Origin of the sequence: Armatimonas rosea, assembly GCF_014202505.1 — a bacterium.
Taxonomy (GTDB): Bacteria; Armatimonadota; Armatimonadia; order Armatimonadales; family Armatimonadaceae; genus Armatimonas; species Armatimonas rosea.
On record NZ_JACHGW010000001.1, the window covers coordinates 1,416,811 to 1,436,850 of the forward strand.

General features: G+C 62.3%; 14 protein-coding genes. 12 read left to right on the forward strand and 2 right to left on the reverse strand.

What is annotated here, in order from left to right:
* Window positions 1-97: 97 nt before the first annotated feature.
* The 8 genes from rimO (at window position 98) to HNQ39_RS06635 (ending at window position 12,371) form a co-directional block, all read left to right on the forward strand.
* A complete protein-coding gene (gene rimO / locus HNQ39_RS06600) occupies window positions 98-1,450 on the forward strand; it encodes a 30S ribosomal protein S12 methylthiotransferase RimO (protein WP_343075955.1) in 1,353 nt (450 codons plus the stop codon).
* Between the two features lie 17 nt (window positions 1,451-1,467).
* Entirely contained in the window at window positions 1,468-3,444 is a 1,977-nt protein-coding gene (locus tag HNQ39_RS06605; protein ID WP_184193149.1) for a hypothetical protein, read from the forward strand.
* A gap of 18 nt (window positions 3,445-3,462) precedes the next feature.
* Complete coding sequence (locus tag HNQ39_RS06610) at window positions 3,463-5,994, forward strand: transglycosylase domain-containing protein (RefSeq protein WP_184193150.1); 2,532 nt, start codon at window positions 3,463-3,465, stop codon at window positions 5,992-5,994.
* The gene (locus HNQ39_RS06615) at window positions 5,994-8,078 is read left to right on the forward strand and encodes a penicillin-binding transpeptidase domain-containing protein (protein ID WP_184193151.1); all 2,085 of its coding nucleotides are present in this window, start codon (window positions 5,994-5,996) and stop codon (window positions 8,076-8,078) included. Before HNQ39_RS06610 ends, HNQ39_RS06615 begins: the two co-directional genes overlap by 1 nt.
* The gene (locus HNQ39_RS06620; protein ID WP_184193152.1) at window positions 8,075-10,048 is read left to right on the forward strand and encodes an alpha-amylase family glycosyl hydrolase; all 1,974 of its coding nucleotides are present in this window, start codon (window positions 8,075-8,077) and stop codon (window positions 10,046-10,048) included. Before HNQ39_RS06615 ends, HNQ39_RS06620 begins: the two co-directional genes overlap by 4 nt.
* 57 nt (window positions 10,049-10,105) lie before the next feature.
* Complete coding sequence (locus tag HNQ39_RS06625) at window positions 10,106-10,825, forward strand: tetratricopeptide repeat protein (protein WP_184193153.1); 720 nt, start codon at window positions 10,106-10,108, stop codon at window positions 10,823-10,825.
* A gap of 142 nt (window positions 10,826-10,967) precedes the next feature.
* On the forward strand, window positions 10,968-11,666 hold the full coding sequence (locus tag HNQ39_RS06630) for an RNA polymerase sigma factor (RefSeq protein WP_184193154.1): 699 nt from the start codon (window positions 10,968-10,970) through the stop codon (window positions 11,664-11,666).
* 66 nt (window positions 11,667-11,732) lie between these two features.
* The gene (locus HNQ39_RS06635; protein WP_184193155.1) at window positions 11,733-12,371 is read left to right on the forward strand and encodes an EI24 domain-containing protein; all 639 of its coding nucleotides are present in this window, start codon (window positions 11,733-11,735) and stop codon (window positions 12,369-12,371) included.
* A gap of 3 nt (window positions 12,372-12,374) precedes the next feature.
* Here the strand turns inward: HNQ39_RS06635 and HNQ39_RS06640 are convergent, their stop codons facing one another.
* Window positions 12,375-13,856: a hypothetical protein gene (locus HNQ39_RS06640; protein ID WP_184193156.1), complete on the reverse strand. Its 1,482-nt coding sequence runs from the start codon at window positions 13,854-13,856 to the stop codon at window positions 12,375-12,377.
* Window positions 13,853-14,437, reverse strand: a complete 585-nt coding sequence (locus tag HNQ39_RS06645) for an RNA polymerase sigma factor (RefSeq protein WP_184193157.1) — start codon at window positions 14,435-14,437, stop codon at window positions 13,853-13,855. The genes HNQ39_RS06640 and HNQ39_RS06645 overlap by 4 nt, the downstream gene beginning before the upstream one ends.
* 56 nt (window positions 14,438-14,493) lie before the next feature.
* On the opposite strand from HNQ39_RS06645, the gene tsaD reads away from it, so the two are divergent.
* The 4 genes from tsaD to HNQ39_RS06665 are packed head-to-tail and all read left to right on the forward strand — an operon-like array spanning window position 14,494 to window position 20,038.
* Window positions 14,494-15,531 carry a tRNA (adenosine(37)-N6)-threonylcarbamoyltransferase complex transferase subunit TsaD gene (tsaD, locus tag HNQ39_RS06650; protein ID WP_221289835.1) on the forward strand — a complete coding sequence of 346 codons (1,038 nt, stop codon included), beginning with the start codon at window positions 14,494-14,496 and terminating at the stop codon, window positions 15,529-15,531.
* Window positions 15,528-16,808, forward strand: a complete 1,281-nt coding sequence (locus HNQ39_RS06655; protein ID WP_184193159.1) for a 3-deoxy-D-manno-octulosonic acid transferase — start codon at window positions 15,528-15,530, stop codon at window positions 16,806-16,808. Before tsaD ends, HNQ39_RS06655 begins: the two co-directional genes overlap by 4 nt.
* Window positions 16,798-17,955: a tetraacyldisaccharide 4'-kinase gene (gene lpxK / locus HNQ39_RS06660; protein ID WP_184193160.1), complete on the forward strand. Its 1,158-nt coding sequence runs from the start codon at window positions 16,798-16,800 to the stop codon at window positions 17,953-17,955. Before HNQ39_RS06655 ends, lpxK begins: the two co-directional genes overlap by 11 nt.
* Window positions 17,873-20,038, forward strand: a complete 2,166-nt coding sequence (locus HNQ39_RS06665; RefSeq protein WP_184193161.1) for a putative bifunctional diguanylate cyclase/phosphodiesterase — start codon at window positions 17,873-17,875, stop codon at window positions 20,036-20,038. The genes lpxK and HNQ39_RS06665 overlap by 83 nt, the downstream gene beginning before the upstream one ends.
* The last annotated feature ends 2 nt before the right edge of the window (window positions 20,039-20,040 follow it).

The following is a 20,040-nucleotide window of genomic DNA, read 5'->3' on the forward strand; positions in this document are numbered from 1 at the left end:
AGAATTGTCTGCGGGACGTATAATATTAAAATCGCCGCTTGTGCCTGAATGGGTGGTTGCGGTTTTTTAATGTTTTAGAGGACGTTGAGGCGTAGACGTGGAGAAGGTTCGGATCGGCCTGGTTAGTCTGGGTTGTCCAAAAAATTTAGTGGACTCCGAGGAGCTTCTTGGAGCACTTACCGAAAATGGGCGTGGACAGCTCGTAGATGGGGATGCTGCTGCCGATGTGGTGGTGGTGAATACCTGTGCCTTCATCGAGAGCGCCAAGAAAGAGAGCCTTGCGGCGATTCGCGAGGCACTCGGGCGAAAAGAGCGGGGGGAGATCTCCAAGGTCGTCGTGGCGGGCTGTCTGGCCCAGCGCTACTCCAGCACGCTTGCGCAAGAGTTTCCCAATGCCGATGCTCTCCTAGGGATTCAGAGCGCGTCGCAGATCGCCGATGTGGTCTTTAAGGAGCGGGGGGCGCGGCTCTTGCCGATGCTGGACACCAACAACCTGGTGCAGCCGCTCACCGAGAAGTACCCCTTGATTCCGCCATCGCGTGTGCGTGCCACGGCCCCCTGGACCGCCTACCTCAAGATCTCCGAGGGCTGCGACCATGCCTGTACGTTCTGCTCGATCCCCAGCTTCCGCGGCAAGCACCGCTCCAAGCCGCTAGAGCGTATCGTCACCGAGGCCAAGCGCCTGGTCGATAGTGGGGCGGTGGAGCTGAACCTGATCGCCCAAGACACCACGGCCTATGGCATGGACCTCTACAAAGAGCTCGCCCTGCCGCGCCTGCTCACCGAGCTGGGCAAGATCGAGGGCCTCAAGTGGGTGCGGCTGCTCTACTGCTACCCGACCATGATGACCGATCGGCTGATCCAGACCATGGCCGATACCCCCAATGTGGCGCACTATGTCGATATTCCGCTGCAGCACGGCGACGACCAAATGTTAAAACGGATGAAACGCGGGGGCTCGGTTTCGTCGTACTATCGTCTACTGGAGCGCTTGCGGGGCGCGATGCCCGATATTGCGGTGCGGACGACCTTCCTCGTGGGATTCCCCGGCGAGGACGCGTCGGCATTTGAGAACCTGAGCCGGTTTGTCCGTGAGGCACGCTTTGACCGGCTGGGGGTCTTTGAGTACAGCCCGGAGGAAGGTACCCCCGGTTTTGAGCTACGGCCGCGCGTGCCTGAGCGCATCGCCCGGCAGCGGCGACGAGCGCTGATGGCACTGCAGCAGCCCCTCTCCCTGGCCGCAAACCAGGCCCTGGTGGGGAGAGAGCTCGCTGTCTTGGTGGAGGGAATCGACGGGGACGTGCGGATCGCACGCTCCTGGCGCGATGCCCCCGAGATTGATGGCACTGTTCGCGTGGTCGGAACGAGTGCGCAGCCAGGCGACTGGGTGCGTGTTCGGATCACACAGGCAGAGCCCTATGATTTATTCGCAGAAGTTTCTGGAGGATAACGTTGGCTACGAAAAAAATGCCTACGGCCAATAAGGTCGAGGTTGCGGTGCGGCCGCTCACGGATGTGGAGCGGGATAACTTACTGGCAGATTCCTATCTCTCGGATCTGGTCTATGATGCGCTCCTTGAGCGTGGGGAGGCATCGAAGATCTCCGAGATTGCACAGGAGATCAACAACCCCAATATCGGCTTTGCGATCGTGCGCACGGCCCTGGATAAGTCGTCGCGTTTTGTCTACATGGCACGGCTCTGGAACCTCAGCGCACGCTACATGGATGTCACCCGCTCGCTGGAGCGCAACCTGATGGACGTCATCCGGGCTGCGGGCCGACCGCTCTCGACTGCACAGCTTGCCACCGAGCTCTCCGTGATCTACAACCGCCCCTCCGAGACCTACTTTGGCCTCCTCTCAAAAGTCTTGGGCAACGAGCACCTCTATGTCAAAGGCCCCGGAAGCTCCTATGGCCTAGCCGAGTGGCTCCCGCTGGTTGATGGCGAGAACCTCGATGAGGTCGCGCTGGACAACAAGCTCAAGCCCGAGAGCCTCGCTCCCTACCAGGCTCTCTCCAGCAAGGTGGGCTGGGCTAAAAATGCCTATGCCGAGGCGAGCTACAAGACAGTCGCCGCGCTCAAGGGACGCCCGGTCTCGCACCGCCTGCTCGGCGTTCTCGCCTGGTCGGTGCTGGGCGCGGACTACGAGCCCGCCGCGCACCTGGCTGCCTGTCTGGCCGATAGCCGCCTGGTCTGGCTGAGCGCGGAGAAGGGGCGTGGCCGCTGGATCACCCGCGAGACCGCCGAGCGGCTTGAGCGCCTGCTCGCCGATCGTGCAAGTCACCTGGCCGAAGAGGTCGAGGAGGCACCAGCTCCGGTTGTTGCCGTTGCCGAGCCCGTGGTGGAGAGTGTCGCAGAGCCTGTGGCCGAGACCGCTCAGGAGCCCGTGCTTGAGGCAGTCCCTGAGCCGGTGGTGGTCGAAGACGAAGTCAAGCCCCTGACGGTTGGCGAGGAGGACCTGGCTGCCATTGCCACGGTCGTCTCCGAGCGCGGCGTCCCGGTTGAGGTCTCCGAGCTCCTGGCTCTCCAGTACGAGGTCGTCCCCGGCGATCCGTCGTATAAGAACGATGTCACGCTGCTTGAGGCCCGCCTTAAGAGCGATGCACGCTTCCTCTATGTGGGAGCGGGGCGCTTCCGTGAGGCAGGGACCCTCCCGCCCTTTATCTACGATCTGCCTGAGTTTCTGGCCTTCCCCGAGCTACAGTTTGTCTCCATGGACGGCGAGATCATGGACGAGGAGATCGAGGACGAAGGGTTTGCGGGGAGCCTGCGGCAGGATATCTACTCACCGCTGGCACAGGATGCGGGCGATGACGAAGGTCCCAACACCAGCCCCATCCCCGATGATGGTGTCCTGCTCGTGGTGAAGGCGCACCATAAAGAGATCGGGACCTTCCCGCTCTGCCAGATTCCTGCGGGCTTCTTCCCGGAGGACGCCCCGCTGGTCGAGGTCACTCTGCGTGAGGAAGATGGCACGACACACGATCTCTGGGTCAACAACGAGCACCGCTTGGCCTTTAACTTCTTTGGCCTCTACGAGAAGCTCGCCGCCGACTCCGGAGGCTGCCTGCGGCTGAGCGCGACCACGCGTCCCTATGAGTTCCGTGTTGAGGTGCTGGAGGAGACCGATCCTCAGCTCTACCTGAGCCCGGAGCGCTACGCCGAGCTTCTCAGCGCCCGTGAGCAGGCCGAGGAGTCCGGGGATGTGGCGACCTTTGACATTGTCTGTGAGCTTTTGGAGGAGTACCCCAAGGGGCTCGACTTCCTGCAGCTCCTCACCGAGGTCAATGTGGTTCGTCGTGTGACGCGCCGTAAGCTGGCCTCGATTCTGTCGAACTACTTCTGTTTTGTGCAGAAGGCGGGGACAGGGCAGTGGCGCTTCGATACCAAGAAGCGCGATATGGGAACGGATCGAACCAAGCGCAAGTACCTGAAGCGTTAGTTTACAGGAGGAGTTTCGATGGGGCGGCCACACAGAAGACGTCGGGGCGGGTTCCGCCTCTGGGTTAGCCGGCTAGGAGCATTTCTGGGGGTTCTCTCCGCACTACTTTTTGCGGCGATCATCTCCGGGGTGCTCTATGCGGGTGTCCGTGTGCGCAAGGTCGCCCAGGCCATGCCCGACTCCACCGCGCTGAGCCGTGAAACCGCGGGAGGGATCACCCAGATCTACTCCACAGACAAGGTGCTCCTGGGGGAGATCTACACCCGCTTCCAGGAGCGAGTCGATATCGACCAGATCCCGCAGATCCTGCGGGATGCCACGATCTCCATCGAGGACCAGCGCTTCTACGAGCACCCCGGGATCGACCTCCGGGGGATCGCCCGTGCGCTCTATAAAAATGCCTCGGGGGCACGGCGGGGCGAGGGAGCCTCCACTCTCACCCAGCAGCTCGTGCGCAATGTCATTTTGCGTAACCGGGAGAAGACAGTCGAGCGCAAGCTCCAGGAGGCACTGCTCGCCTACCAGGTAGAGCGGAGCATGACCAAGAACCAGATCCTGGAGCGCTACCTCAACGAGGTCAACTACGGCGGCCAGATCTACGGGGTCAAGATGGCCACCAAGCTCTACTTTGGCAAGGAGCTCAAGGACCTCACGATCTCCGAGGCGGCGCTGATCGCGGGGCTGGTACAGAGCCCTCCGAAGACCTACCCGTTTCGCCACCTGGAGGCCGCTCTTGACCGACGCAATGTCGTGCTGGGAAAGATGCTGGAGCTCAAGAAGATCACCCAGGAGCAGTACGATAAAGCGCGTCACGAGGAGATCAAGGTTCTCCCCAACGAGCCCAAGGTGGTCTCGGAAGAGTACAAGGCACCGCACTTTGTGCGCTATGTCCTGCGCCAGCTCAAGCTCCGTCATGGCAATGAGGTCGTGCTCCAGGGAGGTCTGAAGATCTACACCACCCTCAACTGGGAGATGCAACAGCGCGCCGATGCGATCCTCCGTAGTAGCATCCGTGCGGAGCGTGGACGCAATGTCACCGATGGCGCGATGATCTGTCTTGAGCCGCACACGGGCTGGATTCGTGCCATGGCGGGCGGGGTCGATGAGAAGAGCGAGGTCAACTTCACGACTTACGGCAAGGGACGGCAGCCCGGCTCCACCTTCAAGCCGATTGTCTATGCGGCGGCCTTTGAGACGGGCAAGTACGGCCCCGACTCGGAGATGATCGATAGGCCTCTGAAGCTGGGGAGGAAGGTCTGGCCCAAGAACTACGGCGGCTCGGGCGGGCATGGCAACAGTGTCACGATCGAGCATGCCGTGGCCCACTCGCTCAATACAATCCCTGCCCAGCTCATCCAGCGTATTGGCTGGAAGACCGTGGTCAAGCTGGCTGAGCGAATGGGGATCAAGTCCAAGTTCCCGCAAAACGACCTTAGTATCTGTCTCGGGACATCGTCGGCGACTCCCTTGGAGATGGCCAGTGTCTTCTCGACCTTTGCCAACGCGGGCGATCATGCCGAGCCCATGGCGATCCGGCTGGTGATCGATGGGCGTGGCAATGTCCTGGAGCGCAACGAGCCCCAGATTGCCAAGTCCGTGATCCGCGAGTCCACGGCGGCAAGCATTGGCCGCTGCCTGGAGGCCGTGGTGGAGCGTGGGACCGGTAAGGGGGCCAATACCGTTCCGGGGGCGCGGGGAAAGACCGGAACCACCACCGATAACTTTGATACGTGGTTTGTGGGCTATACCAAGGAGCTTGTGACCGCGGTCTGGGCGTGTAACCGTCAAGAGAAAGTCAAGCTCGATCCAAAGACACGCAAGCCCATCTTGGATGAGAATGGCAAGCCCAAGATGGGGCCGGTCTACCTCAAGATGGACAGCGACGCCACCGGGGGGCATGTCTGCGCCCCGATCTGGGGCCGCTTTATGGAGGCTGCCGTCCCCATCCAGCAGAGCGCTGGACTGGAGCCCATTCCGCTACCCGAGGAGCTCCAGAAGCTGCGTGGCGCAACCCCGCAGCCCCCACCCACGCCCCAGGCGGATCGTCTGAATGAGGACGGCGAGGTGGTGATCTCGATCTGTGAGGAGACCAGCAAGCGTGCGACTCCTTACTGCCCCGATGTCGTGGAGAAGAGCTTTCCCAAGGGAATCAAGATCAATCCTTGTAGCCTGCACAAGGCACCAGCGGAGAGCGAGCTCACGGCGGAGGGGACGACAGATACCCACTCCACCCCGATTCCCGCACTGGCGACTCCCGGGCCTGTGCTGGTAACGCCTGCTCCCACTCCCGCACCGACTCCCACTCCCACTCCGGAGCCTCGTCGGCGACGGCGGGAGACACCGCCCCCAACCCCCGAGCCGCGCTCGCGGGTGGAGGAGGAGAGAAAGCCCGAGACACCTGTCCCGGAGATCGAGCTCGCGATCTGTACAGAGAGCAGTAAGCTCGCCAATAGCTACTGCCCCGAGCGTGTCACGAGGCGCTTCCCCAAAGGGACCCGTCTCCGCACATGTACCCTCCACAAGCCACGACCCGGGGAAGAGGACCGCTGATGATATCGCGCCGTCGCCGCTTCACGCCTCTCCCCACCGCCCCCTTGCCGTCTGAGGAGATTAGCATGGGGCGTGTCCTGGGCATGGGGGGGACGCTGGCGGTCCTCTTTGCCCTGCTGATCGGGCGGCTGTGGCTCCTGCAGATGGTACGCGGCGATGAGTACCGTGAGCGGGCGCTGCTCAACCGTAGCCGCACCATGCGCACCACCGCACCACGTGGCATTATCAAGGACAGCAAGGGCCGGACTCTGGTCGCCAACGCCACCCAGTTTGCCGTCTTTCTTCGCCCCGACGAGATGCCGCGTCCGGCAAAGCTTCCCAAAGTGAAGACAGCGAAGGGGAAAAAGGGGGCTGGAAAGACTCCCGCATCTCCAGAGCCGACCGTGGACGTTCCGCTCAATCCCGTGACCGACAAGCCCCTTGATCCTGTGACCAAGGCCTATCTGGAGCAGGTAGCGCGGCTGGTGGAGGTCCCGGTCGAGGTGCTCTTTACCACGATCAAGAAGAAGCGTGGTATGCCCAATGATCCGATTCCTATCCGGGAGAATATCGACCGGGGGCTCATGGCACGCCTCTACGAGCACCAGGACGATCTACCGGGGCTGGCGGTGGAGGTCGTGCCCATTCGCTCCTATCCCTTTCCCAATCTCGCGACACATATCCTGGGCTTTACAGGCTCGGTGAGTAGCGATGAGCTCAAGGACGAGAAGATCGTTGCCTATCCACCCGAGAAAAAGTACCGAAGCGGCGACTTGATCGGCAAGCAAGGCCTGGAGCGCTTCTACGATCTCTACCTACGAGGCACCCTGGGCAACGAGGCCTTTGAGGTCGATGGCAAGGGGCGGCGGCGTAAGGAGATTGGCAAGGTGCCGGCAAAGGCCGGCGCGACACTGGTCCTGGCGCTCGATAAGCAGGTTCAGGATGTTGCGGAGAAGATGCTTGTAGGGAAGGTAGGGGCCGTGGTCGCGCTGGACCCACGGGATGGTAGCGTGCTCGCCATGGCCAGCACACCGACCTACGACCTCAATCTCCGCACGCAGCGCCTGACCAACGAAGAGTACAAGACCAAGGTCGGTGGCGGCGAGACCAATCGCGCGATCAGCCCCTTTCCGCCCGGCTCGACCTTCAAGCTGATTACCTCGGTTGCCGGGCTCGCCGAGGAGAAGATCACGCCCTACTCCACCATTACCTGTGCGGGCGGGAAGTTTATCGGCAAGCAGTGGAAGCGCTGCGATGGAACCCATGGCGGCATCGAGCTCACAGGGGCGATTGCACGCTCATGCGACACCTACTTCTACACGGTTGGCGAGCGCCTCGGTCCGACAAAGCTGGCTGCCTGGGGGCATAAGTTTGGGCTGGGAGAGACCCCCACGCTGGACATGCCCGTCTATAGCTGGAGCCAGGGAATAGTCCCCGATCCCACCTACAAAAAGAAGAAGGCGGCGGGCTGGAACCGGCGGTTTGCCAATAAAATGTCGCCGCAGTGGATGGGCGGCGACACGGCAAATATGTCGATTGGCCAGGGGGATGTCAATGCGACCCCGCTTCAGATGGCCTCGGTTGCCGCAACAATCGCCAATGGAGGGACGGTCTGGGAGCCGCACTTTGTGAAGAAGGCCGTGGACGCCGACGATCCTACCCAAGTGCTGTATGAGGTTCAGCCCAAGGTGGTCTCGACCCTGGGGGTCAAGTCGTCCGTGCTGGAGGCGGTAAGGCAAGGGATGCGTGCCTGTGTGCAGTCAGGGACCTCGACCAAGGCCCAAGTTGGCGGTGGGATCGAGGTGGCGGGCAAGTCCGGCTCCGCGGAGAAGCGGGGAGGGCGCGGTGGGGGCAAGGGAGCCAACTACGGCTGGTTTACCTGCTATGCCCAGCGCCACGGCGAGCCGGCGACGATTGCGGTCTGCGTGTTTCTAGAGCCCACGAAGGGCGAGAACTACTACGGAGGCGATGCCGCCGCCCCCATTGCACGCGAGGTGATCCAGGCACACTTCCGTAAAGACACCCCGCCTGCCGAGAAGCCCACGGATAAGGCGAAGGAAAAGGATGAGGTCGGACCCTCTCGCCGTCGCCACAGCCGCCGATGATACCCGAGCTTGTCCAACGCGACCCCTTGCTAGCACCCTACACAGGGATCATCCAGGCACGCTTGGAGCGTTTCACCCAGGCCCAAGCGCGCCTGGGAGCGCTGACCGGGGCGATCAGCCGCGGGCACCACTACTTCGGGTTCACCAAAAACGCCGATACCTCGGTCACCTACCGTGAGTGGGCTCCCGCCGCAAAGAGCCTGGCGCTGATTGGGGACTTCAACGCCTGGGACCGCGGGGCAACCCCTCTCTCTCAAGACGAGCACGGGACCTGGAGTGTGACACTTCCTCCCGGAGCGATTGTGCAGGGAAGCCGGGTAAAGGTCCATGTCCATGGTGCCGACGACAGCCGCCTCGATCGCATTCCCGCCTACATCCGCCGCGCGGTCCAAGACCCCACGACCAAAGACTTCTGTGGCGAGGTCTGGTTTGCCCCGCTTTCCCTCCCTCTCCCCATGAGTAGAGGAGTCGCTGGCGAGGGGCTGCGTATCTACGAGGCACACGTGGGGATGGCGCAGGAAGAGCCCAAGGTCGGGACTTTTGCGGAGTTTACGGAGAAGATCCTCCCCCGGATCGCGGCGCTGGGCTACAACACGGTCCAGCTCATGGCCATCCAGGAGCACCCGTACTACGGCTCCTTTGGCTACCATGTCAGCAGCTTCTTTGGGGTCTCCAGCCGCTTTGGGACGCCCAACGAGCTCCGGGAGCTGATCGCGACGGCACACTCTCTGGGACTACGAGTGCTGATGGACTTGGTGCACAGCCACGCTGTGAAGAATCTCCTCGAGGGGCTGAGTCGCTTCGATGGCACCGAGTGGCAGTACTTCCACGATGGCCCACGCGGCTACCACACCGGCTGGGACTCCCGCTGCTTCGACTACGGCAAGCTTGAGGTGCTGCGGTTCCTCCTCTCCAATGTCCGCTACTGGCTGGAGGAGTACGGCTTTGATGGCTTCCGCTTCGACGGTGTGACCAGCATGCTCTACCTCGACCACGGAATCCGGGACTTCGAGGGCTACCCAGACTACTTCAGTGCCAATGTGGACAACGAAGCCCTGGGGTACTTGCAGCTGGCCAACACGCTGGTGCATGCCCTCAACCCTGCGGCGGTCACGGTCGCGGAGGATGTCTCGGGGATGCCGGGGCTCTGTCGGCCGGTCTCTGAGGGAGGCGTGGGCTTTGACTACCGTCTGGCGATGGGCGTGCCGGACTTCTGGATCAAGCTCACCAAGGACCTCCCCGACGAGGCCTGGTCGGTGGGGGAGCTCTGGGGGACACTGACCAACCGCCGCTGGGACGAGAAGCATATCGGCTACGCCGAGAGCCACGACCAGTCGATTGTCGGAGACCAGACTCTGGCCTTTCGGCTGATGGGCGCGCAGATGTACACGGAGATGGCGATTGGGCGCGAGAGTGTCGTGATCGACCGTGGGATGGCGCTCCACAAGCTCCTGCGCCTGCTTACCTACACGCTGGCGGGCGAGGGCTGGCTAGGCTTTATCGGCAATGAGTTCGGGCACCCGGAGTGGGTGGACTTTCCCCGTGAGGGCAACGGCTGGAGCGGCGACTATGCCCGTCGCCAGTGGTCCCTGGTGGAGAGCCCGTTTCTGCGCTACCAGTTCCTCAACACCTTCGATGCAGCCTTGATGCACCTCCCACAGCCCACTGAGCCGCCGCGCCTTCTCGCGCTCCACGAAGAGAGCCAGCTTTTGGTCTACCAGAGTGCGGGGCTGGTTATCGCGGTCAACCTTCACCCCACCCAGAGCCTCTCCGACCTGCGGATTCCCATCCCCGAGCCCAGCGACTACACCCTTCTTCTCGATACCGACCGGGCTACGTTTGGGGGGCAAGGGCGGATCGCAGCCGAGGGAAACTATGTCTGGGAGCCGGTTGCGGTGGGGCATGCGGCGCAGAGCATCCAGGTCTACTTGCCGAGCCGCGCGGCTCTGGTCTTGGAGAAGAAAAAATAAATCTCCAGGATTGTCACATTCTTCACCAGGCTCTCGTCTAACCAAATAAGGAAAGCAATGAAGAGCGCCGCACAAGTAGACGAGAGCCTCGCCGCCCTCCCCCGACTCCTCCCTGAGGGTAAGGTCGCGGAGGAGCCGCTCCCGGCCGCCTTTCATGAGCGCTTTCCCGTGTTGCTGATCGGACGGCGGACACAGGGGACGATCTGGCCGGACCACTCCGAGAACAAGGCGGCGGTCGAGCTCTACCGGGAAGGCTACAAAGCCCTCCACGAGGACCAGGACGCCGTCGCTGCGATGCGGGCCTACGAGCAGGCACTGGAGCTAGATCCTCTCTACTTCCGCGCCTGGGTGGACCTGGCCATCGCCGCCCTGACCGACAATACCGCAGAGAGTATCGAGAAGGCCGAGGGAATCTTCGCCCAGCTCTGTGCGATCGAGCCCGATGGTGCGTGGCTCACGCGCGAGGTGGCGAGCATGCTACGGCAGAACCTGGGCTACACCCGGATTGTCCGCTACCGCCGAACGGGAGACAAGATTTACTTGGAGCTTGCAGATGCGGAGTACAAGCTCGCCGATGCCCTGGCGGAGCACCAGAGGGTAGATATGCTCTGTTCCTGGGCGTATGTAAAGCTAGAGCGGGGAGACAAGGAGAGCGCACAGCGGCTCTGGGAGCGTGCTGTGAAATTTGCCCCAACGAGGGACACTTTAGTGGAATTTGTCAGAAAGTTCGCGCCGCTCGCGGTATTATGGGAGAGTCACTTGGGAGTACAACAATGAAGAAATTAACGCTTTTACTGACTGCGGCACTGTTGCTTGCAGGGATGGTTCTTCCGGCAACAGCACAGGTACAAGGTCCCCCACCTGGTAAGGAGAAGGGCGGCGGTTAGCTGTTTTTGATTGCTTAGAGAGGAGAATCCAAATGATGAATGCACAGGCGCTACAAGCACTCCAGGGGCTCAAGGCATGGCACGATCAGGCCACACCCAAGCCCGCTCCCACTACCACTGTCTCTGCCGCACCGAAGCGACAGACCAATAAAGAACTTCTTGCGGTGATCCGCGATGCCCAGAGCTCCAAGCGTGAGCGCGACACGGCTGCGGAGCTGCTACGACGGCAGATCAAGTCGCTCTGCGCGGCCACACTGGCACGGCAGGCACGCATGCTCGCGGCCAATGAGCTGGAGGACCTGACCCAAGAGGTCGTGATCCGCCTGCTCCAGAGCCCCGCGGGCACCGAGCCGACCGGAGCCTATATCGCACGGATCGCCACCAACCTGCTGATCGACCGACAGCGCCACCTGGTGCGCCGCGGCCAAGATAAGCAGGCAGTCTCCCTGGATGATACCGAAGAGGGCGAGACCCGGGACCTGCCCGACCCCGAGACCCGTGTGGAGGAGACCGTCTTGGCGCGTATCCAGCAGCGGGCGATCCGCGAGGCACTCTTGACCCTGCTCAAGCCCCATGAGGCACTCGTGGTCCTGCGCCGCGCCGAAGGAGCCAGCCACGATGAGATCGCGGAGGAGCTGGGAACCAACGCCGCTTGCGTCCGCAAGCAGGCAGAGCGTGGCCTCAAGCGGCTCCGTGAGCACGCCGAGGCGGGACGGTTCGCCTTCGCGTAGGGCACGCGTCCACTTTTTCACAGTAATCAAAGGCAACCGCTCCCCGTGGCGGTTGTCTTTGTTTTTATGGACGCACTCAAAGGGATTGGTTTTCTGCTCAAGCACCCGCGCCTCTGGCCGCTGGCTCTGGTTCCGGGGCTGATTGCCTCGGTACTGTACTTGGTTCTGGGCGTGCTGGGCTGGCAGCGCTATGGAGCGGGGCTGGAAGAGGGGGCGCGGCTGGCGGCGTTTTTGCTCTACCTGGTGCTCTTTCCCTTTGCCTTCTACCTGCTGAGTAGCAGCTTTCTGGGGATTGTCTTCGACCCACTGAGCAAGGAGACAGAGCGGCTGCTGGGAGGCTCGCTTCCCACGTGCCCGCTGAGCTTCTGGCAGCTCTTTGGGGATACCTGCAAGCGGCTTGTCCTCAATGCGACCATTGCGCTGGTAGCCCTTGGCCTAGGGGCGGTGAGCGGCCCGCTTGCGCCGGTTTTGGGAGCCCTAGGGGCGGGAGTGATTAGCCTGCTAGACTACACCTCGCCCGCGTTCCTGCGCCGTGGACTGACACTTGGCGCACAGGTGCAGAAGCTACGCAAAAAGCCCGACCCGCATATCGTCTCGTTTGCCATTGTTGCTGGGCTGCTCTCGCTGATTCCCTTTGTGGGCCTATTTCTCGCACCAGGGCTCATTGTCGGCGGAACCCTGCTGGCTCGCCGACAATTAAGCTAGCGGCTAGCGCTCAGCGTCCGCCTTATCACGGTAGGCTTTGGCTTCGTCGTGGCGCTTGAGCTGATCAAGTATCTCCGCCATGCGCCGCCAGTCCCGTGCGTGCTTAGGGGAGGAGAGCCACTTGTCATCCTGCTGGATTGCTACTTTTAGCCAGAGCAGGGCACCATCGCGTGGATCGAAACCACTCTGCATGACGGACTCGACTAGAGGAGCATCGTCTTTCCAACGCCCGTCTAGGAAGTACTCCGCTCGATCACGTGCCCGCTCTCCCGAGAGAGTGGGGAATGCTTTGCCAATCTCATCGCCGACATCCCCGGTAGGAATGGTGCTACCAAATCCAGCAATCTCTGGTACGACGGTCACATTGCCATCAGGGAACTGAAAGTGCAGCTGCCAGTCGCCATTGCCCATTGGTGCGACAAAAGTCTGGCGGAAATAGGCCCAGCGCAGACGCTTGCCTTGGATCTTATAGCGCTCACGCAGTGTGAGGATGCTATCTCCTACAACGCCTTGAGCAAGCAAGGGGCAGGTATTACCTTTACCCGAGAGAGCGATCTCCGGTAGCGAATTTTCGTCATCCACGGTGTACCAGACGACCAGTCCGAGAGCCTCCATTAAAGGAAAGCTCAGGACGGTTACTCCATTTTTGCTGGTCGTGGCTCTTTTGCCTATGCTGGGTTTATGTATCTCCTTATAGAAGTTCTCGGTAGCATAGTCGCTTGATTTGACGAGCTTCTTACCTGGGAAGTTTGTGTTGAATGTCGCCTTGGGAATGTCAATGTCAAACTCAAGGTCTTTGTAGCTGGAGCTCCAGTGGCCTGCTTGCGTGCGATGCTCTTCCAAGCGAATGGGCAGGTTTGTCTCAGGAGAGACAAAGAGCCGGAGGTAGGAGGATTCCTTCACCGAACTCCCTAGATTGTAAGCTCCCTCAGGGAGCGTGATCTTGTAGACATGGACGGTACGTGTACCCAAAATCTGGACTCCCTCAAAGGTCACCCAGTCAGGCGGGAGATCGCTCAGATTTTGAGCTCTAAGAGTCGAGGCAAGGGTGGGCACGGAGAACTCATAAGGGATGATCTCACTTTCAACAACTATATCTTTCTCATCGCTAATTCCATACGACTGCGTGCCGACAGTCAGAGAGTAGGGCTTGCAAGGGCCACTAAAGCAATGATCAATGCGGTGGCGGTTGTTACTGTGCCACTCTTCGCTGACAAGCTGCTTGCCGCTGAATACTCTGATATGGACACTCTTGGTATTTTGAAGTGCCTTGCTAATTTTGTCGAGTGCATAGACGGGCTTGGGGGTCAGCCAGCGTGGCACTGTGAAAAGTCCGATGCCTGCCACGGCAGCGAGAGCGAGAGCCGGGGCAAGAAAGCGGCGACGGTTCGGCTTGGCGGGGTGCTCCAGGCGAGCGGCGACACGAGCGGCAAGTGTATCGGTAACGGCTGCATCAGGATAGGCGGCGTTCAGGGCATCTTTCATTTCGTTTCCTCCCAGAGGTTAAAGTAGCTCTCTCCACGCTTGCGGGCTTCGGTGCGGGCACGCTGGAGCAGGCTATTGATGGCTTTTTCGGAGCGTCCAAGAGACACTGCGATCTCTTTAAGGCTGAGCTCCTCGACATACTTGAGCAGGAGCACTTCCCGCCAGTCCGCAGGCAGGGCATCGAGGATCTTGCGGAGCTGGCGAGCGCCCTCACGCTTCTCTAGGCTCTCTTCCAGGGAGTGGGGCAGGGCTAGCTCAGGGGAGAGTGTCTCTTGGGGGTGACGGCTACGTTTGCGGAGGCTATCGGTCACTTTGCGCCGTGCAATACCGATGAGATAGGCGCGTGTGAGGTCGTCGCTTGTGTCTGTCGTGAGTTTTGGGACACGGCTTGGGTGTGCGACAACGGCGGCAAAGACCTCTGCGGTGATGTCTTCCGCCTCGGCGGAGTCGGTGACGCGCCGGACAGCATAACGGAAGATCTCGGCCTGGTAGCGATTCGCCAGCACCGTCGCGCTCACCGTGGAGGCGGGCGGGAAGAGCGCATTCCAGGTAGCAGCAAGGGGAGGGGGCATCTTCTTCATTTCCTTTCACTCTCTCCTTCGCGCAAAGCCGACAAATGCCCCGTATAATTTTACCCGTGATTATTTTTGGGATCGAGACAAGCTGCGATGAGACAAGCGCCGCTGTCGTAGAAGATGGGCGCAGGCTCCTGTCTAATGTCGTGGCCTCGCAGATGGAGGAGCACGCACGCTTTGGCGGGGTCGTGCCCGAGCTGGCGAGCCGCCGCCACGTGGAGGCACTTCTGCCGGTCTTTCGCCAAGCCCTTTCGGAGGCGGGTGTCACCTGGGCGGAGATCGATGCCATCGCAGTGACCAACCGACCAGGCTTGCTGGGGGCGCTTCTGGTGGGAACGTCGGCGGCCAAGGCGCTCGGGATGGCGCTAAAAAAGCCGGTCGTGCCCGTGCACCATATCGAGGCGCATCTCTATGCCAACTGGCTTGTAGCCCCCCCCGCCCCCATGGATGGGGGAGAAAGGGGCGGGGCGGACTATCCCGCGGTGGCGCTCGTCGTGAGTGGCGGCCACACGGATCTGTTTCACTTGCGCGGGCACGGCGACTATGTCTTGCTGGGGCGCACGCGCGATGATGCGGCGGGGGAGGCGTTTGATAAGTGCGCCCGGCTGATGGGGCTGGGCTATCCCGGCGGCCCCGCGATGCAGCGCGCCGCCGAGGGGGGGAACCCCAAGGCGATCGCCTTTCCACGAGCACTGCTCCCCGGGACCCATGAGTTTAGCTTCTCTGGCCTCAAGACCTCGGTGCGCTACGCCATGCAGGGCGAGAACCTCCCCTCCCTCTCCGATATCGCGGCGAGTTTTCAAGAGGCGGTGGTGGATGTGCTCAGCAAGAAGACCGTCGCGGCCGCCAAAGAGCTCGGCGTAGAGCATGTTTTATTGGCCGGCGGTGTCTCCGCCAACACCCGCTTGCGGGAAGTCATGCAGGAGCGCTGCGACAAGGCCGGGCTGGCGCTGTTCTACCCGCCTGTCGCCCTCTGCACCGACAACGCCGCCATGATCGCCTGCGCGGGCTACTGGTACCTGCAAAATGGCCGCACCTCATCGCTCGATTTTGAGACCCGCGCCTCGGAGCCGCTCGCGGCGCTGTCGGGGCAGCCATGATCTACAATCTCTTGCTATTCTTGCTCTCGCCGCTGCTGCTGCTCTACTATCTCTTCCGGCTGGCAACGGGCAAAGAGGACCCGGTGCACTGGCGTGAGCGCTTTGGGGATTTTCCCTCATCGGTGCCGCCCCGTGCTGGCGGCGAGGGGGCGAGGCGGTTCTGGGTGCATGCGGTCTCGGTGGGGGAGGTGATGGCGGCCAAGCCGATCCTGCGCGAGCTACGCAAGCGCTACCCCGAGGCGTTCTTGCTCTTGACCACGACAACGCGCGGGGGGCGGGAGGTGGCGCAGGGGATCGCGGATGCGTCTGCGGTGGCGTTCTTCCCCTTGGACTTCCCTTGGGCGGTGGGGCGGGCGCTACAGCACGTGCAGCCCGATGCGGTCCTCTTGATGGAGTGGGAGATCTGGCCGAACTTTCTCTTGGCCGCAAAGCGTCAAGGAGCAAAGGTCGCGGTGCTCAATGGGCGCATCTCCGACAAGGGGCTGCGGCGCGGCTTGAAGGCACGTGGGCTCCTCAAAGACGGCCTTGGCGCGGTAGATCTCTTTGCGATGCAGTCCGACGAAGACACGCGGCGAGCGGGGCTCGTGGGGGTGCCGAGCGAGCGAGCGCAGACCTTTGGCAACACAAAGTTCGATGAGTCGGTGAGCATGCTCAGTAGCGACGAGCGCAGGGCGCTCCGTACAGAGCTGGGAATCCCGGAGGGCGCTCCTGTCTGGATCTGTGGCTCAACCCGCGACGGCAAAGACGGCATCCCCGACGAAGAGCTTTTGGTGGCGGAGGCGGCGCAAAAAGTGCGGGAGCGCTTCCCCGAGCTGCAGCTCATTGTTGCGCCTCGCCACCTGGAGCGTGTGGAGACGGTGAAGGCGCACCTGCCGGGAGCCGTCCAGCGCAGCAAGCGAGAGCAGGGGCCAACCCTGATCCTGGATACCTTTGGGGAGCTCGGGCGGGTCTACGCCGTGGCGGATGTGGCCTTTATCGGCGGGTCGCTCGCGCCGTGGGGTGGACAGAGTGTCTTTCAGCCGCTGGCCCAGGGAGTCCCGGCGCTCTTTGGCTCCCACATGAACAACCAGCGGGATATCGCCGCGCTGGCGATCGCCGAAGGGGTGGCAGAGCAGGTGGAGGGGGCCGCGGGGCTGGCCGCTGCGGTCTGCCACTGGCTGGCGCTCTCGCCCGAGCAGAAGGCGGAGACAGCCGTAAAGGCGCGTGGCCTGATCGAGCGTAACCAGGGGGTCTCGGTGCGCTGCCTAGACGCGGTGGAGGCGCTCCTTGAAGCCTGAGAAGCTCTTGGAGGAGAAGAGCCTGCGGGGAGGGCTGCTTTGTCTTGCCATGGCTCCCCTTGCGGGCCTGCACTTTCTGGGGCTGGAGCTCTACCTGCTTCCCTACCGCCTGGGGATTCGTAAGCGCTACAGGCTCCCCGTGCCCGTGATCGCCATCGGGAATCTCTCGTCGGGGGGGACCGGCAAGACCCCGATGGCGGCGCTGGTGGGGAGGCTACTGCGCGACGAAGGCTTGCGAGTGGTGCTGCTCTCGCGGGGGCACGGGGGGAGCCATGAGAGAGAGCCCGGGGCAAAGATCGTCAGCCGCGGCGAGGGCACGCTCCTTCTGAGCGCCGAGGTTGCGGGCGATGAGCCCACCCTCCTGGCCCAGCTCCTCCCCGATGTTCCCGTGATTGTCGGGCGGGACCGGCGGGTCTCGGGGGCGCTGGCCTGCGCGGAGTTCGCCCCCGATGTGCTCCTCCTCGACGATGCCCTGCAGTTCTGGCAGCTCCACCGGGACCTAGATATTGTTCTTTTGGATGCCCGCCGTCCCTTTGATAATGGCTGGATGCTCCCCCGTGGGCTCCTGCGCGAGCCGCCGTTTCACCTGCGCCGTGCGGGAATTGTCGTGCTCACCCGTGCGGACCAGGTCTCGGGCGAGGCACTGGAGTCGGCGAAGAAGCTCGTCCAGCGCTTGGCTCCCCAAGCGGCGCTCTTTACCGCCACCCATGCACCGACCGCTTGGGTGAGCCGTACAGGGGGGCAGAAGCCGCTGGAAAACCTTGCCGGCCAGGACGTCGTGGCCTTCTCTGGGATCGCCGATGGGGCGGCATTTCTCCATTCCCTAGAGCAGCTTCAACTTTCTTTAAAATTTTCCTGTGAGTTTGGGGACCATCATACCTACAATAAAGAAGAGACTCTCGCTCTAATTGCCCAAGCCCCCCAGGGAACCTTCGTCACGACGGAGAAAGACCTGACTCGCTTGCTGCAGCTCTGGCCCGTGGAGGGACCGCCCCTCTGGGCACTCCGGATTCAGATGCAGGTGGCAGACCAGGAGAGTTTTCGCAGGAAGTTAAACTGGTTTTATGGCCGTCCAAGAGAAGAAACGCAGCAGCACAAAGCGACCAAGCCCGAGCCCTCCGCCAAAGAAAGTGGAGGCGACGGATAAGCTGGTTCGGGTCTCGCCGTTTGTGCTGGCACCTCTGGTTGGGCTGGGCCTCTTTCTTTTGTTCCTGCTCTTGCGCCTTCCCTTGGTGAGTAAGAGCCTGATTCCCCCGGCCGTTCTTGCTCTGGGACTGGGAACGGGGCTCGCGCTGTGGCAGGGGCAAGGACAGAAAGCGCAGCGTCAGGTCGCCGAGGAGCGCCTCACACACGAGCAAGAAAAGCAGGGTTTTCAGCGACGTGAGGGCTACCTCAAGGCGCTGGTCGAGGTGGAGCGCCTGCTCCTGGCCGACTCACGTGGGAAGGCGCTGGAGGATGCTCTCCCCCTCCTTGGGGAGGCGACCCGCGCGGACCGTATCTACCTCAGCCAGTGCTACTCCGACCAAGGCGAGCTATTTTCTCGCTTGCTCGCGGAGTGGTGTGGCCCGGGGACTACCGGGCAGATCAACAACCCCGCCCGTAAAGATGTCCCGCTCTCGCAGAGCTTCCCGCGCTGGGTGCAGGTTCTCGGGGACGAAGGGGTCGTGTTGGGGCAGGTGAGCAGCTTCCCACAGGAAGAGCGCCGCGTGCTGGAGACCCAGGGCATCTTCACGCTGTTTGTGCTTCCCATCAATATCGACGGTGACCTCTGGGGGTACCTGGCGCTGGAGAGCCGACGTCAGCCGCGGGAGTGGTCTGTGGAGGAGCAGGGCTACCTCAAGATCGCCACGGAGGCGATTACGGGGGCGCAGACCCGGCGTAACTCCGAGCAGAACACGCTCCAGCAAGCCCTCCATGATCCTCTGACTGGCCTCTCGAACCGCCGCCGCCTGCGCGAGCAGCTAGAGCTGGCGATCGAGCGCGCCCAGAAGAACCATACCTCGGTGGTGGCGGTCTACATGGACCTGGACCGCTTCAAGCAGATCAACGACACGCTCGGGCATGCCTTTGGCGACCGCTTTCTACAGTTCGTCGTGCGGCGGCGCCTGCTCACCACGATTGGGCAAAAAGACCTGCTGGCCCGTGTGGGCGGCGATGAATTTGTCCTGATCATGTGCGAGGAGAACCACGCCGATATTGTCAATGGGGCCGCTAAGATGGCTGAGTCGCTGCTCAAGGCGCTCACGGAGCCGATCTTGCTGGAAGGGCAGGAGCTGGTGATCTCGACCAGTATTGGGATCAGCCGCTACCCCACCGATGCCCAGGACGCGGACACCCTCGTGAAGAACGCCGATGTGGCGATGTACCGTGCCAAGGAAGAGGGACGCGGCGATTTTCGCTTCTTTACCCCGCAGATGAACCGCAGCACGCGGGAGCGCTTCGAGCTGGAGGCGGACCTGCGCCACGACCTGACCCGTGTGGCCCCCAGCGAGAACTTCACGCTGTTCTTCCAGCCCCAGGTGGATGTGGGGACAGGTCGGATGATCGGGGTGGAGAGCCTGGTGCGCTGGCGCCATGCCAAGCGCGGCCTAGTCTCGCCGGCAAAGTTCGTTCCGATCGCGGAGGAGACCGGCCTGGTCCAGCCCCTGGGCGACTTTGTGCTCAATGCGGCCTGTGCGCAGGCCGCGGCGTGGGCCGCGATGGGCTGCCCGCTCCGTGTGGCGGTGAACCTCTCGGCGCAGCAGCTCCGCAACCGGGAGCTACCGCACCAAGTCGGGGAGGTGCTGGCAAAGCACAACCTTCCCGCCAAGTTCCTGGAGCTGGAGCTCACCGAGACCGCGCTCCTTGTCGATACCAATGGCGCTTTGGTGATCCTCAATGCGCTCAAGCAGATGGGGATCGCGCTCTCCCTCGATGACTTCGGGGCCGGGTACTCGTCGCTCTCGCACCTGCGTCAGTACCCCTTCACGGTGGTGAAGGTGGACCGCTCCTTTGTGAAGTCGATCGTGGGGAGCGTGCGGGACCAGATGGTGGTCAAGGCCCTGATCCAGCTCGCGCATGATCTGGGAATCACGGTCGTGGCCGAGGGCGTGGAGACGGCACCGCAGTGCGAGATTCTCCACCAGCTAGGCTGTCGGCACTTCCAGGGCTACCTCTTCAGCCCGCCCGTGGACGCCGAGGAGCTGAGCCGGCGCTTCTTAAAGCCGAACCTGCACGAGCGGGCGGCGTAGCC

What these genes read in the sequence shown, in the direction of transcription:
- HNQ39_RS06655 (WP_184193159.1), top strand. Translation starts at nt 15,528, where the DNA reads ATGATCTACAATCTCTTGCTATTCTTGCTCTCGCCGCTGCTGCTGCTC.
- HNQ39_RS06620 (WP_184193152.1), top strand. Translation starts at nt 8,075, where the DNA reads ATGATACCCGAGCTTGTCCAACGCGACCCCTTGCTAGCACCCTACACA.
- HNQ39_RS06640 (WP_184193156.1), bottom strand. Translation starts at nt 13,856, where the DNA reads ATGAAAGATGCCCTGAACGCCGCCTATCCTGATGCAGCCGTTACCGAT.
- HNQ39_RS06630 (WP_184193154.1), top strand. Translation starts at nt 10,968, where the DNA reads ATGATGAATGCACAGGCGCTACAAGCACTCCAGGGGCTCAAGGCATGG.
- HNQ39_RS06605 (WP_184193149.1), top strand. Translation starts at nt 1,468, where the DNA reads ATGCCTACGGCCAATAAGGTCGAGGTTGCGGTGCGGCCGCTCACGGAT.
- HNQ39_RS06665 (WP_184193161.1), top strand. Translation starts at nt 17,873, where the DNA reads ATGGCCGTCCAAGAGAAGAAACGCAGCAGCACAAAGCGACCAAGCCCG.
- HNQ39_RS06615 (WP_184193151.1), top strand. Translation starts at nt 5,994, where the DNA reads ATGATATCGCGCCGTCGCCGCTTCACGCCTCTCCCCACCGCCCCCTTG.
- HNQ39_RS06635 (WP_184193155.1), top strand. Translation starts at nt 11,733, where the DNA reads ATGGACGCACTCAAAGGGATTGGTTTTCTGCTCAAGCACCCGCGCCTC.
- HNQ39_RS06645 (WP_184193157.1), bottom strand. Translation starts at nt 14,437, where the DNA reads ATGAAGAAGATGCCCCCTCCCCTTGCTGCTACCTGGAATGCGCTCTTC.
- HNQ39_RS06625 (WP_184193153.1), top strand. Translation starts at nt 10,106, where the DNA reads ATGAAGAGCGCCGCACAAGTAGACGAGAGCCTCGCCGCCCTCCCCCGA.
- HNQ39_RS06610 (WP_184193150.1), top strand. Translation starts at nt 3,463, where the DNA reads ATGGGGCGGCCACACAGAAGACGTCGGGGCGGGTTCCGCCTCTGGGTT.